This window comes from Streptomyces sp. NPDC024687, from assembly GCF_055559055.1.
In genome coordinates this window covers 88,846-102,685 of sequence record NZ_JBVHLJ010000007.1, presented here as the reverse complement: position 1 = coordinate 102,685, position 13,840 = coordinate 88,846, and the positions used below count along the sequence as shown (strand labels likewise).

The following is a 13,840-nucleotide window of genomic DNA, read 5'->3' as shown; positions in this document are numbered from 1 at the left end:
CAGAATTCACGCGCGACATCACGCGGAGTGGAGATTTCGCCCGGATGCGAATGGGGGACGCCCGTGTCCGAAGAACCGGGCAGTGAACGAGTGATCGCGGGCCGCTACCGCCTCCTGTCCCCGCTCGGCGAGGGCGGCATGGGGACCGTGTGGCGAGCCCGCGACGAGGTGCTGCACCGCGAGGTCGCCGTCAAGGAGGTGCGCGCGCCACACGGACTGGCGACCCACGAGGTGGAGCGGTTGTACGCCCGCCTGGAGCGCGAGGCGTGGGCGGCGGCGCGGGTCGCCAACCGCAATGTGGTGACGGTCTACGACGTGGCCACCGAGGACGGCCGCCCGTGGATCGTCATGGAACTGGTGCGCGGCATCTCACTCGCCGAACTCCTGGACGCGGAGGGGCCGCTCAGCCCGCAACGGACCGCGCACATCGGCGCCGAGGTGCTGTCCGCGCTGCGCGCCGCGCACGAGGCCGGGGTGCTGCACCGGGACGTGAAGCCCGCCAACGTGCTGCTGTCGAACGACGGCCGTGTGGTGCTCACCGACTTCGGCATCGCCCAGGTCGAGGGCAGTTCGGCGCTGACGATGACCGGCGAGGTCATCGGCTCGCCCGAGTTCCTGGCGCCGGAGCGGGCGCTCGGCCGCACGCCGGGCCCGGAGTCCGACCTGTGGTCGCTGGGCGTGCTGCTGTACGCCGCCGTCGAGGGCAACTCCCCCTTCCGGCAGAACACCCCGCTGAGCACCCTGCGCGCGATCGTGGACGAGGAGCTGCCGCCGCCGTACCGGGCCGGTCCGCTCACGCCGGTGATCGAGGGGCTGCTGCGCAAGGATCCCGCGGAGCGGCTGCCCGCCGACCGGGCGGAGCAGGAGCTGCGGATCATCGGGGCGGGTGGCACGCCCCGGGCGGACCCCGTGCAGGCGGGGCCCTACGCCCCGACCGTCGCGGCGCCCTTCCCGCAGGAACCATCGACGGCCCCGTACCGGCCCGCGCCCACGCCGACCTCCACTCCCACCGCGCGCTCCCGGCCCCCGGAGCGCAATCGCCGTGCGGCCGTCGTCCTGGTCGCGGGCGTGCTGGCCCTGGCGCTGGCGATCGCGGGGCTGACGTACGCGCTGCTCCACGACAACGGCGACCCGGACGGGGAGACCGCCAAGGACAGTGGTCCGGCGGTGAGTTCACCCGCGCCGACCACCTCGGACGAGCCCCGCGACACCCCGTCCCCGAGTCCGAGCAAGAGCACCACGAGCGCGCCCCCGCCGCAGTCGGTGGACGTCTCACTGACCGGCTCGCACACCGACTACACGGGCAGCTGTCCGCCGGACAGGTCCGCGGCCCCCACCTTCACCGTCACGCTGACGGTCGGCCGGCTCCCGGCGACGGTGACGTACCGCTGGGTGTCGGAGAACGGTTCGGTGAACGGCAGTTGGAAGACGCTCAGCTTCCCGGCCGGTGGTGACAAATCGCAGGAGGAGCGGCGGTTCGTCACCACGCAGGACGACAGCGGGACGTTCGAGGACACCATCGGCGTGGAGGTCCGCGACCCCGTGGAGAAGACGTCCAACTCGGTCCCGTTCTCGTTGACCTGCGTGGCGGAGACCCCGACCGGCAGCACCGGCGAGGCCTCCCCCACTGCGTCCCCGTGAGAGGGGATCAGGCCGCGCTGTTCAGGGCCGGGAGGTAGCCGCCGGACTGGCCGGCCGCGGTCGGGTGGTAGGACTCGCCGATGTTGAGCAGGTTGAGGCTGTGCAGCCAGGCGCTGCCGGAGCAGAGTTCGTGGCCGGTGAAGGCGGAGCGGACGTCACCCCAGGCGAAGCCGTGGTCCGCGGCCCGCTTGGCGATGGCGGTGTCGAGGTAGTCGGCGGCGTCGTTGATCGCCTTCCGTTTGGTCTCGGAGAGGCCGAGGCAGGTGGCGCCGAGCCGATAGAAGCGGGGGTAGCCGAGGACGACCACATGGGCGTTGGGGGCCCGGCTGCTGATCTGCGAGTAGACGGTGTCGAGTTGGCCCGGGAGGGTCGAGTCGACGTACGCCTTCGCGGTGTTGATCCGGGCCAGGCAGGAGCTGTCGGACTGGAGCACACAGGTCGTCATGACGTCGGCGAAACCGGCGTCGTTGCCTCCGACGCTGAGTGAGACGAGGGCGGTGGCGGAGTTCAGCGGGGTCAGCTGATTCGCCAGAACATCACCCGTACGGGCGCCCGAGCACGCGGTGAACGCGAACGACGAGGGTGAATGGGCGGCCGCCCAGAGGTAGGGGTAGGCCTTCGTGCTGCGCTTGCAGTCGCCGCTGGAACTGATGTAGCTGCCTGCGCCGACTCCCGAGGAATAGGAGTCTCCCAGGGCCACATACGGGCCTTCGGCGGCGTGGGCGGTGCCTGTCCCGGTGAGGACTGCGGCGAGTGCGAGGAGGAGTGAGCCGACGTATGCGGCAAATCGGGAACGTCTCATGGAACCTCCCTTTAGCAGGATCTCTGCCGTATCCGTCGTAGCAACGACACGCGGCGACGGGAAGTGTCCATGCCAAAACTGGCAATGATTTCGTGGACATGACAGGTTTGTTGACTCCTCCTCAACTCCCTTGTTCTACCCCCGTAGATGGTCCAGCGTTTACCTCGGCCCGGAGCGGAACGCGACGCTCCCGGTCGTGTGCGCGATCCCGTGCACACCCCCCACGGACGCGCGCCCGACCCAGGCGCGCGTCGCCCATGAGGAGGACTCCCTCGTAATGGCACAACTGCGTAGCAACACCTTCCGGTTCGCCGCGATAACCACCCTGACGGCCGGCGCCCTCGTCGGCGGGCTCACCGCCCTTCCCGCCCAGGCCTCCCCGGCCGAGGGCCGGGTCCTCGCCGCCGGCTCCCCCACGGCCGTCAAGGACAGTTACATCGTCACGCTGAAGAAGAACGCGGGCTTCACGTCCTCGTCCGGCACGGGCAAGGGGCTCATCAAGGAGTACGGCGGGACGGTCGGCAAGACCTTCGGTTCCGCGCTCAACGGCTACACCGCCACGCTCTCGGCGACCGAGGCGAAGAGACTCGCCGCGGACCCGTCGGTGGCCTCCGTGGAACAGAACCAGCGGGTCCAGGTGGCCGACACCACGCAGTCCAGTGCCCCGTGGGGCCTGGACCGCATCGACCAGACCGCGCTCCCGCTCTCCGGCACCTACACCTACCCGGACTCCGCGGGCAGCGGTGTCACGGCGTACGTCATCGACACCGGCGTCCGCATCACCCACAGCCAGATCAGCGGCCGCGCCTCCTACGGCTACGACGCCGTCGACGGCGACACCACCGCCTCCGACGGCAACGGCCACGGCACCCATGTGGCCACCACGATCGCGGGCTCCACCTACGGTGTCGCCAAGAAGGCGAAGATCGTGGCGGTGCGCGTGCTCGACAACGCCGGCTCCGGCACCACCGCCGGCGTCATCGCGGGCATCGACTGGGTCACCGCCAACCACTCGGGCCCCTCGGTCGCCAACCTGTCCCTCGGCGGCGGCGCGTCCACCACCCTGGACACCGCGGTCAGGAACTCCATCGCGAGCGGCGTGACCTACGCGGTCGCGGCCGGCAACAGCAGCGCCAACGCCTCCTCGTCCTCCCCGGCCCGCGTCACCGAGGCGATCACCGTCGGCGCCACCACCAGCACCGACGCCCGGGCCGGCTACTCCAACTACGGCTCGGTCCTGGACGTCTTCGCCCCCGGCTCCTCCATCACGGCGGGCTGGAACACCAGCGACACCGCGACCAACACCATCTCCGGTACGTCGATGGCGACCCCGCACGTCGCGGGCGCGGCCGCGGTCTACCTCGCGGGGCACACCTCGGCCACCCCGGCCCAGGTCGCCACGGCCCTGGTGGGCGGGGCCACGTCCAACGTGGTCACCAGCCCCGGCTCGGGCTCGCCCAACAAGCTCCTGAAGCTGGTGCGGTAGTACCCGAACAGGTGGCCCCCGGAGGTGACTCACGCCTCCGGGGGCACACCCCTGTCCAGGTCCGTACCAGTCGGCCTTGACGGCTCCCACGGGACTGCGCGACATTGAAGCCCGGCATCCGGCGCTTTCTGGGGGGAAACGTCGCCCATGCAGACCACACGTACCGGGAAATCCACGACGACGTCGGGCAGAGACCTGACGCCACTGCTCGCCGGCGCCGCGACCGCCGTGGGGGGATTCGGCGCACTGCTCGCGTTCACCGGCTCCGACTCACCGCTGCGCGCCCCGCTCACGCTCTTCTTCCTGCTCGCGGCACCCGCCGCCGGTATCGCCGCCGCACTGCGCGGCTTCGATCCGTTCGCCCGGGCGCTGGCCTCGCTGGCCGGCTCGGTCGTCCTCAACATGCTGGTGGCCCAGGGCATGTTGGCCACGCACCGCTGGTCGGCGCGCGGCGGCGTCCTGGCGATGGCCGTGATCAGCGCCCTCGTCCTCCTGCTGGTGTGGATGCGGCAACGCCGTACGGCGAAGGGCCGGGACCTCTGACGTGGACATCAGCGTGTACCGCCCCGGCGAGCTGACCGCGGCCGACCGGGTGGCGTGGACCGCCCTGCAGTCCAAGGCCCATCTGCACGGCTCGCCGGGCCTGGCGAACCCGTTCCTGTCCCCCGAGTTCGCGCTCGCGGTGGGCCGGTTCAGGCGGGGCGTGCGGATCGCCGTCGTACGGGAGCGGGGCGAGCCCGCCGCGTTCCTGCCCTTCCAGAGGACCACCACCGGTGTCGGCCGGGCCGTCGGCCTCGGCATCTCGGACGCCCAGGGGCTGGTGCACCGGCCCGGATTCACCTGGGACGCCCAGGAGTTGCTGCGCGCCTGCGGGCTGGCCGTCTGGGAGTTCGACCATCTGGTGGAGGGCCAGGGGCCGTTCGAGACGGGAGCCTCCGGCAGGTTCCCGTCTCCGGTCATGGACATCGACCAGGGCTACGAGACGTATCTGGCCGGACTACGGGAACGCTCGCCGAAGTTCACCCGCACCACACTCGCCAAGGAACGCCGACTGGTCCGCACGGCGAGCGAGGTGCGCTACGTCCACGACGAGCGCGACCCGGCCGCCCTGCGCACCCTGATGGGCTGGAAGTCCGCCCAGTACCGCAGGACCGGCCGCAGCGACCGCTTCGCGCACCAGTGGATCGCCCGACTGGTGGAACAGCTGTTCCACACCCGCTCCGAGCCGTTCGCCGGGATCCTCTCGGTGCTGTACGCCGACGGGAAGCCGGTCGCCGCCCACTTCGGGCTGCGCACCGAACGCGTCCTGGCGTGCTGGTTCCCGGCGTACGACCCGCAGTACGCGAAGTACTCCCCGGGCCTGGTCCTGCATCTGCGCATGGCCGAGGCGGCCGCCGCCGACGGCGTCGCGTACCTCGATCTGGGCCGGGGTCAGAAGGAGTACAAGGACTCCCTGAAAACACGGGAACTGACCGTGTCGGAGGGGTGGGTGACCCGCCGGCACCCGGTCGCGGTCGGACACCGCGTCCGCCGGGTTCCGGTGCGGGCACTGCGCAATGCCGTGGTGGCACGTCCGGAGCTGTTCGAACCCGCCGACAGGCTGTTGAAGAAAGTGGGAAAGATCCGCTCGGGCGCGACCGTAACGGTCAAACCAACAAAAACGTGAGACCTCGTTCCAGGTCTTGCCATACGGGTCCAAACGTCAATACCGTCATACATCACACCCGCACCGTCCCGTCATTCAGCGGCTCCAGGGGAGGGCTCAGGACCGCGACGGGGGCGCGGGGCGCGGTAGGGGGGTGCCGTGCTCGGTGACCGCACAGGTGACCGAGTCGTGCCGCGCGACCGGCTGTCGTTTCTCTGGAACGAGCACAGCACGACGGCGGTCGGCCAGCTTTGCCAGCTCACCCGGCACGTACGGAGATTCCTTCCGGCATGCCGTGTGTGAGAACAGAACCCCCCTTTCGAACCGGAGCGACAAACCGGACCGCCCAGGGGCGGGCGGTCCACCGGACGAGAGGGAACCAGACTCATGAGTTCAGTTCTGCGCCCGGCGACTGCGGGCCAGGATGTGCCGACAGCCAGCCAGTACCGGCCCATCTCCACTCACCTGGCCATCACGCCACCGGTGAGTGTCGTCATACCCGCCATGAACGAGGCGGAGAACCTTCCGTACGTCTTCAAGACCCTGCCCGACTGGATCCACGAAGTGGTGCTGGTGGACGGCAACTCCACGGACGACACCGTCGCGGTGGCCCGCGAGCTGTGGCCCGAGGTCAAGGTCGTCAAGCAGCACGGCAAGGGCAAGGGGGACGCCCTGATCACCGGGTTCGAGGCCTGCACCGGTGACATCGTCGTCATGATCGACGCGGACGGCTCGGCCGACGGCAACGAGATCGTCTCCTATGTGTCCGCCCTGGTCTCGGGCGCGGACTTCGCCAAGGGGTCCCGCTTCGCCAACGGCGGCGGCACCGACGACATGACCTTCATCCGCAAGCTAGGCAACTGGGCGCTGTGCACCATCGTCAACCGCAAGTTCGGCGCCCGCTACACGGATCTCTGCTACGGCTACAACGCCTTCTGGCGGCACTGCCTCGAGAAGATCGACCTCGACTGCACCGGCTTCGAGGTGGAGACCCTGATGAACATCCGGGTCGTCAAGGCGGGGCTGAAGGTGCAGGAGATCCCGAGCTACGAGTACCTCCGCATCCACGGCGCGAGCAATCTGCGGGCCGTCCGGGACGGGTTCCGGGTGCTCAAGGTGATCCTCGGGGAGCGGTCGAACCGGCGTGCGCTGCGCCGTCGCGCCCACTACTCGCCCATGCTCGACTCGCGCCGGGGAGAGGTGTCTTGAGCGATCCCGACATCTCCGTCGTGATCTGCGTGTACACCGAGGACCGCTGGGAGGACATCCTCGCGGCGGTCGTCTCGGTGCGGACGCAGTCGTATGCGGCCCTGGAGACGCTGCTGGTCGTCGACCACAATCCGGCGCTGCTTGACCGGCTGACCAAGGAGTACAAGGAAGTCCGGGAGGTCCGCGTGTTCGCCAACGCGGGCCCCCGGGGCCTGTCCGCGGGCCGCAACACGGGGATCACCGCCTCACGCGGTGAAGTGATCGCCTTCCTGGACGACGACGCCGTCGCCGAGCGGGACTGGCTGCGGCACTTCGCCGCCGGATACGCGGACCCGCGGGTCATGGCGGTCGGCGGCCGTACGGTGCCGATCTGGGCGTCGGGGCGGCGGCCGGCCTGGTTCCCCGAGGAGTTCGACTGGGTGGTCGGCTGCACCTACAAGGGCCTTCCGTCCGGCCTGGTCCGGGTGCGCAACGTCCTGGGCGGCAACGCCTCCTTCCGCCGCGGCGCCTTCGACGCGGCGGGCGGTTTCGCCACCGGCATCGGGCGGGACGGCGACAAGCGCCCGCTGGGCTGCGAGGAGACGGAGCTGTGCATCCGGCTGAGCCGGGCCAGACCGGACGCGGTCCTGCTGATCGACGACCGGGCGGTGATCCACCACCGGGTGCCCAGGGCGCGCGAGCACTTCGGGTACTTCCGCACGCGCGCTTACGCGGAGGGCCTGTCGAAGGCACTCGTGGCCCGAAGTGTGGGCGCGGACAAGGGACTCGAGTCCGAACGCCGGTACGCCACCCGGGTGCTGCCGGCCGGGGTGGTGCGCGGGCTGCGGGACGCCGCGCTGGTGCGGCCGGGGGGCGCGGGCCGGGCGGGCGCGATCGTCGCCGGGGTGCTCACGGCGGCCGGCGGGTACGTGGTCGGCACGGTCCGGGCGCGGCGGGGCGGGGCCACGTTCTCGGTCGCGGAGATACCGGCGGAGATACAGGAGGAGCTCCAGGGGGAGAGAGATGGCTGAGCCGCCCGTACCGATCCTCATGTACCACTCGGTCGCCACCGACCCTAGCGACGCCACCCGCGTGCTGTCGGTGTCTCCGCAGGCCTTCGCCCAACAGATGGAAGCGATCGGCGAGTTGGGCCTCACGCCGCTCAGGACCGCCGACCTCGCGGCCCGCTGGCGCGACGGCCGGCCGCTGCCCGAGCGGCCCGTCCTGATCACCTTCGACGACGGCTACGAGGGCGTCCACCGGCACGCCCTGCCCGTGCTCGCCAAGCACGGCTTCACGGCCACGATGTTCGTCTCCACCGGCTGGATCAGGGGCGCGTACGACACGGGCGGCGGCCTGGACACCATGCTGGACTGGGACCAGGTCCGCGAACTCGCCGCGGCCGACGTCGAGATCGGCGGCCACACCCACACGCACCCGCAGCTCGACCAGCTCGACGACACCGCGCTGCGCCACGAGCTGATCCACTCCCGGGAGATCGTCACCGACGAACTCGGCACCGCTCCGGTCTCGCTCGCCTATCCGTACGGCTACTCCAGCCGCCGGGTGCGCGAGGCGGTGCGCGAGACCGGGTACGGCCAGGCCCTCGCCGTGAACAACGGCCTCGCGCGGCGCCGCCAGGGGCCGTACGCGCTGACGCGGCTGACCGTGCGCCGCGCCACCACGGCCGAGGAGTTCGAGCGGCTCGTCCAGGGCCGGGCGATCGCCCGGGACTTCGCCAGGGACCGTGCCCTCACCAAGGGGTACGCGTTGGTCCGAAGAGCACGACAGGTCCGCCGGAAGGTCTCCCGTTCCCGTGTCTGACACGACGACCACGACCGAGCCCGAGTCGACCGCGGCGAAGGCGCCCGAGCAGTCGGGGCGCCGTCTTCGGCTGCCCGGCCTCGGCAGGGGCGCCGGCGGCGGCAACCAGCTGTTCCGCAACGCCTACGCGCTGATGCTCAACACCGGTATCTCCGCGGTCCTTGGCCTCGGCTTCTGGCTGGCGGCCGCCCGCTACTACTCCGAGTCGGCGGTCGGCCAGGGCTCCGCCGCGATCGCCGCCATGAAACTCCTCGCGGGACTGACCGCGGTGACCCTGACCGGGGCGCTGGCCCGCTTCATACCGGTCGCCGGCCGGGCCACCGGGCGTCTCATCGCCCGTACGTACGCGGGCAGTTCGGTGATCGTGGCGGTCGCCGCGGTCGTCTTCCTGCTCACCCTGGACGCGTGGGGGCCGTCGTACCGGTTCCTGCACGGGCCGGTGAACGGCCTCGGCTTCATCGCCGCCGTCGTCGCCTGGAACGTGCTCACCCTCCAGGACGGCGTGTTGACCGGGCTGCGCAGCGCGCTGTGGGTGCCGGTCGGCAACACCGTGTTCTCCGCGGTCAAGCTGGGACTCCTGGTCGCGTTCGCGGTGGCGATCCCGACGGCCGGTGTCTTCGTGTCGTGGGTCGCGGCGATCGCCGTCTCGGTGCTGCCGCTGGGCTGGATGGTGTTCCGGCGTCTGGCGCCGCGCCATGTCAAGGCGACCGAGGACCACGCGAAGCCGCCCTCCCTCAGGGAGATCGGGCGTTTCCTCGCGGGTGACTACACCGGCTCGCTGTTCTCGCTCGCCGTGGTCTACCTGGTCCCGGTGATCGTGGCGTCCCAGGTCAGCTCCCGGGACAACGCGTACTTCTACATCACCACGACGATCGGCGGCACCTGCAACCTGCTCGCCATCAACATGGGCGCCTCCCTGACCGTCGAGGGCTCGCACGACCCCTCACGCCTGGCCGCCAACACCCGTGCCGCGCTGAAGCGGATGGCGCGGATCATGCTGCCGGTGGCCGGGATCCTGTTCTTCGGGGCGCCCTGGATCCTCGGTGTGTTCGGCTCGGGCTACGCGGACGCGGCCACCCCGCTGCTGCGCTGGTTCGCCGTCGGCGCGGTGCTCCGGGTCGTCATGGAGACGTACTTCGCGGTGCTGCGCGCACAGAGCCGTACCTCCGGACTGGCCTGGCTGCAGGGCCTGTTGTGTGCCATGGTGCTCGGTCTGACGCTGCTGCTCCTGCCCCGCATGGGGCTGACCGGAGCGGGCGTCGCCGAGATCTCCTCGCTCGCGGTGATCGTCGCGCTCGCCGCGCCCCGGCTGTACCGGACGATCCGGCACGCCCCGGCCGCCGAGGTCCCCGCGGGCGCGGCTCCCGACGGCGACCTCGCCGACCTCGGGGCGCGCGAGGCACCGGCCGCCGGCCGCGCCCGCCGCCCCGGCTGGGCGCTCGACCAGGACACCCTGGCGCTGGGCATCCACGTCGACTTCGACCACCAGGAACGCCGTCCCGACGTCCGCCCGGGTCCCGGCACCCCGCCCACGGGTACACCCGTGCCGGGCGTGACGCGCGACCGGCCGACATGGGCGCTGCGGAAGCCGTCCGACCTGGGGCTGCCGGTGGACGCGCGGGAGCCGGGCGCCGAGTCGTCCGTCGGGCCGTCCGAGGCGGAGGTGGACGCACCGTTCGAGGTGGCCTTCGACGCGGGCAAGGAGGTCGACGTACCGGAGGAGCCCGCCGTACCGGAGGAGGCGCCACAGTCCGCGGAGCCGCCGCGGCCGCTGTCCTGGCGGGAGCGGCTGCAGCCCACCTGGCTCGGGGTGTTCCTCGGCTGCCTGCTGGCCGTCGCGCTGCTCCTGTACTGGGTGCCGGCCCTCGGCCTGGGCGAGGCCGACCTGGACCGGATGGGCGGGCTCGGGCTGATCTCGATCCTGCCGCTGCCCACGCTGGTCGGCGCGGCGCTCCTGGTCGTGGTCTTCGCCTCGCTGCTCTGGCTGGGCCGTGAGCACAAGGCGCTGCTGCTGGTCACGCTGGTGGCGACCGTGTTCTCGCTGCACGCGCTGCCCGCGGTGATCGAGGCCGAGCCGCGGTTCGCGACGGCCTGGCAGCACCTCGGGTTCATCGACCACATCGACCGGACCGGCTCCGCGGTGCCCGACCTGGACGCCCGCTGGAGCTGGCCGGGCTTCTTCGCGGTGGCCGCGTTCGTGGCGCAGGCGTGCGGGGTCACGGACTTCGCGGAGGTCATCCGCTGGTGGCCGACGGCGATCCAACTCGCCTACCTGGTTCCGATGTTCCTGCTCGTACGGCACATGCGGGCGAGCTGGCGGGCCAAGTGGACCGGTGTCTGGATCTTCGTGCTCAGCGGCTGGGTCGGCCAGGACTACTTCTCCCCGCAGGGCTTCACCTATCTGCTGTATCTGGTGTTCGTGGCGGTCCTGCTCGTCTGGTTCCGCGCCCCGCGCGTGATCTGGACGAAGCGGCGGCCCGGCGAGGCCGAGGTCGAACCCACGAACCGCCGCCAACGGGCCGTCCTGCTGGCGGTGCTGATCGGCCTGTTCGCGGCGAGCGTGCCCGCCCACCAGCTCACCCCGTTCGTGATGCTCGGTGTGCTGGCGGTGCTCGTCCTGGTCGGCCGCAGTGAACTGCGCGGTCTGCCGGTCCTGTTCGCCGTCATGGTGGCCGCCTGGATCGGCTGGATGGCCGAGCCGTACTGGTCGGGCCACTTCGACGACCTGTTCGGCGGGGTCGGCGGGGTCGGCGGCAACGTGTCCTCGTCGGTCTCCGGCCGTATCGAGGGCGGCAGTTCGACCCACAAGCTGGTCCTGTACGTGCGCGTGCTGCTGGCGGGCGGGGTCATGGCGCTGGCCTGCTACGGCTGGTGGCGCCGGCGCGACCACAAGTACCGGGAAGCCGCGCTGCTCGTCCTGACCTTCGTGCCGTTCCTCGGCTTCGGCATGCAGTCCTACGGCGGCGAGATGGCCCTGCGGGTCTTCATGTTCGCCCTGCCGGGCGCCGGTCTGCTCGCCGCCCTTGCGCTCTTCCCGCGCACGGGGGTCACCGCGAAGGAGCGCGAGAAGGACCGGGTCAGTCTCGCTCCGGTGGCCGCGCTGATGGCGGGTCTGCTGCTCGTCGGGGGCTTCCTGGTCGCCCGCTGGGGCAACGAGCCGTTCGAGCGGATCCAGCCCGGCGAGGTCGCCGCCATGGACTACGTCTACGCGCACGACGACCCGACGGTCCGGGTGCTGTGGCTGTCCAACGACACGATCGACAACGTGACGCCGGCGATGCCGTGGGGCGCGAAGGACATGGAGAAGGTGTCCTACGTGCCGACGCTCGCGCCGACCGACCCGGTGCTGGTGTCCGGGCTGGTGAAGGCACTGAAGGACGCGGGCCCGAACTCGTATCTGATGGTCAACGTCAGCCAGGTCACCTATCTGCGGCTGGACGTGGGCTATTCGAGGACGTGGGAGCCGAGGCTGCTCGACACCCTCGACAGCCGCAAGGAGCTCAAGCGGGTCCTCACCAACGACGACGTGACCATGTACGCCCTGCGGGACCAGCCCGCCGGAAAGGTCCCGAAGGCCGATCCCGGGCCGATCGGGCCGCAGGTGACCTGGACGCCCTGGTCGGTGGTGGGGGCGCTGGCGGCGCTGGCGCTGATCCTGCTGCTCTCGGCCCGTGAGGTGGTACGGGTCGCGGTGCGGCCGAGTGTGCGGCAGCTGCGGTGGCTGCAGAGCAGCTTCTGGTTCGCGCTGCCGCTCCTCGCGGTGTTCCTGGCGGCGCTGGTGCAACGGTTCCTGACGATGAAGTGAGGTCCAAGTGGCTCAGCGGGTGAGCCACTTGACCTCGTACGCCCGCATGTCGAACTTCTTCCCGTCGATCTCGGCGCTGATCTGCCGGTTCAAGGTGTTCACCACCAGCACGGTCCTGTCGGTGGCGAGGACGCGGACGTTGGGCACGTCGTCGGCGGCGACGGAGACGTTCTCGTACGCACTCCCCGGCGCGAAGGCCTTGCCGAACCGGCTGACCAGGTCGAACATCGGCAGCTTCCGGCCGCCGCCGCTGCCGCTGGTCGGCGTCCAGAGACAGCCCGCGCAGTCCGTGCCCTTCTCGTTCTCCGGGTTCCAGTAGAGGGCGGACGTGGTGCCGCCCCTGGCCAGCGCGATCATTCCGGCGGCCTGCACCGCGACTCGGCGGTTCTCGGACCAGCCCTCGCGTTCGTCCCGGCTGTCGGCGGGCTCGACGTAGTACTCGGCCCACCACAGCGGCAGGTTCCCGGTCCGCTGCCGCACCCACCGGCTCACCGCGGTGAACTTGTCGGTGGCCGCGAACTCGTTCGGCAGCATCTCGTCGTCGTTGGTGTAGCTGGAGCCGTCCACGACCACGAAATCGGCGCCGGCCTTGTTCCTGTTCCAGTAGTCGAAGGCGTCGAGGATCCGCTGGTCCATCGCACCCCAGGCGCCTTTGAAGCCGGCGGAGGCGTCCGCGGAGCGCGGGTCAACGCTGTCCATCACGAGATACGGTCCGCCCACCATGATCTTGGGGTCGACCTTCTTCAGCGCCTTGTAGACCAGGTTGTAGAGCCGGGTGTACCCCTCGTAGTCCCAGCGGGCCTCGCTGTCGTTCCAGAAGCCCTTGAACTCGTTCCAGACGATGAAGTGGCGTACGTCCGGGTAGCGCCTGGCGACGGTCGCGGCGAGCGCGGCGTAGTCCTCGAAGTGCGCGGGGTCCGGCGCGGTCTCCAGGGCCGCCTTGCTCCAGTCGGTGTTGCCGACGCCCGCCTCGCCGCCCTTCATCCAGTCCGGCGCGCAGCACAGGGTCACGATCGGGGTGGAGCCCGAGGCGCGGATGAAGTCGATGCGCCGGTCGAGGTTCTCGAAGTCGTAACGCCCCTTGACCGGTTCGGGGTTGTCGGCTCCCCAGCCCATGATGTGCTGGTTCTGCGGAAGTCCGCCCGCGTCGGCCAGCAGCCCCTCGACGCGCGCGGTGGCGGCGGAACTGCCCTCGTCGGCGCTGAACTGGGTGTGGGTGAAACCCCAGCCGACCTCCGGGGTGTCCGCGTCGGGTGTGGTCGTCGGGGTGCCGTGGACCCTGTCGCCGTTGCGTGAGGTGCCGTCGGTGCCCGCGCCGCCGCCCGGAAGCGTGTTGAGGAGGGTCACGACCAGTGCCAGGGCCGCCGCGCCCACACCGAGCAGAGCGGTGAGCCGCCACCGCCGTGCCCCCGAATTCCACTCATGACGTCCCATTGAGGGCAACGGTAT

The 13,840-nt window shown here is 70.8% G+C and carries 10 protein-coding genes; 8 read left to right on the top strand and 2 right to left on the bottom strand.

Features of this window, described 5'->3' with window-relative positions; genetic code table 11:
- Positions 1-63: 63 nt before the first annotated feature.
- Positions 64-1,641, top strand: coding sequence for a serine/threonine-protein kinase (locus tag ACZ39I_RS26945; protein WP_467247102.1), 1,578 nt, complete (start codon positions 64-66; stop codon positions 1,639-1,641).
- A gap of 7 nt (positions 1,642-1,648) precedes the next feature.
- Here ACZ39I_RS26945 and ACZ39I_RS26940 read toward each other — a convergent pair whose 3' ends face one another.
- Complete coding sequence (locus ACZ39I_RS26940; RefSeq protein WP_467247100.1) at positions 1,649-2,443, bottom strand: SGNH/GDSL hydrolase family protein; 795 nt, start codon at positions 2,441-2,443, stop codon at positions 1,649-1,651.
- 277 nt (positions 2,444-2,720) lie between these two features.
- Here ACZ39I_RS26940 and ACZ39I_RS26935 point away from each other — a divergent pair, with 277 nt between their 5' ends.
- The 7 genes from ACZ39I_RS26935 (at position 2,721) to ACZ39I_RS26905 (ending at position 12,391) form a co-directional block, all read left to right on the top strand.
- Positions 2,721-3,929, top strand: coding sequence for a S8 family peptidase (locus ACZ39I_RS26935; RefSeq protein ID WP_467247099.1), 1,209 nt, complete (start codon positions 2,721-2,723; stop codon positions 3,927-3,929).
- 147 nt (positions 3,930-4,076) lie between these two features.
- Positions 4,077-4,472 carry a hypothetical protein gene (locus ACZ39I_RS26930; protein ID WP_467247097.1) on the top strand — a complete coding sequence of 132 codons (396 nt, stop codon included), beginning with the start codon at positions 4,077-4,079 and terminating at the stop codon, positions 4,470-4,472.
- Between the two features lies 1 nt (position 4,473).
- Positions 4,474-5,595: a GNAT family N-acetyltransferase gene (locus ACZ39I_RS26925; protein WP_467247096.1), complete on the top strand. Its 1,122-nt coding sequence runs from the start codon at positions 4,474-4,476 to the stop codon at positions 5,593-5,595.
- Between the two features lie 366 nt (positions 5,596-5,961).
- Complete coding sequence (locus tag ACZ39I_RS26920; protein WP_467247094.1) at positions 5,962-6,783, top strand: glycosyltransferase family 2 protein; 822 nt, start codon at positions 5,962-5,964, stop codon at positions 6,781-6,783.
- Complete coding sequence (locus ACZ39I_RS26915) at positions 6,780-7,793, top strand: glycosyltransferase family 2 protein (RefSeq protein WP_467247092.1); 1,014 nt, start codon at positions 6,780-6,782, stop codon at positions 7,791-7,793. Before ACZ39I_RS26920 ends, ACZ39I_RS26915 begins: the two co-directional genes overlap by 4 nt.
- The gene (locus ACZ39I_RS26910; protein WP_467247090.1) at positions 7,786-8,586 is read left to right on the top strand and encodes a polysaccharide deacetylase family protein; all 801 of its coding nucleotides are present in this window, start codon (positions 7,786-7,788) and stop codon (positions 8,584-8,586) included. The genes ACZ39I_RS26915 and ACZ39I_RS26910 overlap by 8 nt, the downstream gene beginning before the upstream one ends.
- Positions 8,579-12,391, top strand: coding sequence for a lipopolysaccharide biosynthesis protein (locus tag ACZ39I_RS26905; RefSeq protein ID WP_467247088.1), 3,813 nt, complete (start codon positions 8,579-8,581; stop codon positions 12,389-12,391). Before ACZ39I_RS26910 ends, ACZ39I_RS26905 begins: the two co-directional genes overlap by 8 nt.
- A gap of 12 nt (positions 12,392-12,403) precedes the next feature.
- Here ACZ39I_RS26905 and ACZ39I_RS26900 read toward each other — a convergent pair whose 3' ends face one another.
- Positions 12,404-13,825, bottom strand: a complete 1,422-nt coding sequence (locus ACZ39I_RS26900) for a GH39 family glycosyl hydrolase (protein ID WP_467247086.1) — start codon at positions 13,823-13,825, stop codon at positions 12,404-12,406.
- Positions 13,826-13,840 lie beyond the last annotated feature (15 nt).

Coding starts and splice junctions, on each gene's coding strand:
- ACZ39I_RS26940 (WP_467247100.1), bottom strand. CDS start 2,443: ATGAGACGTTCCCGATTTGCCGCATACGTCGGCTCACTCCTCCTCGCA.
- ACZ39I_RS26935 (WP_467247099.1), top strand. CDS start 2,721: ATGGCACAACTGCGTAGCAACACCTTCCGGTTCGCCGCGATAACCACC.
- ACZ39I_RS26930 (WP_467247097.1), top strand. CDS start 4,077: ATGCAGACCACACGTACCGGGAAATCCACGACGACGTCGGGCAGAGAC.
- ACZ39I_RS26920 (WP_467247094.1), top strand. CDS start 5,962: ATGAGTTCAGTTCTGCGCCCGGCGACTGCGGGCCAGGATGTGCCGACA.
- ACZ39I_RS26910 (WP_467247090.1), top strand. CDS start 7,786: ATGGCTGAGCCGCCCGTACCGATCCTCATGTACCACTCGGTCGCCACC.
- ACZ39I_RS26900 (WP_467247086.1), bottom strand. CDS start 13,825: ATGGGACGTCATGAGTGGAATTCGGGGGCACGGCGGTGGCGGCTCACC.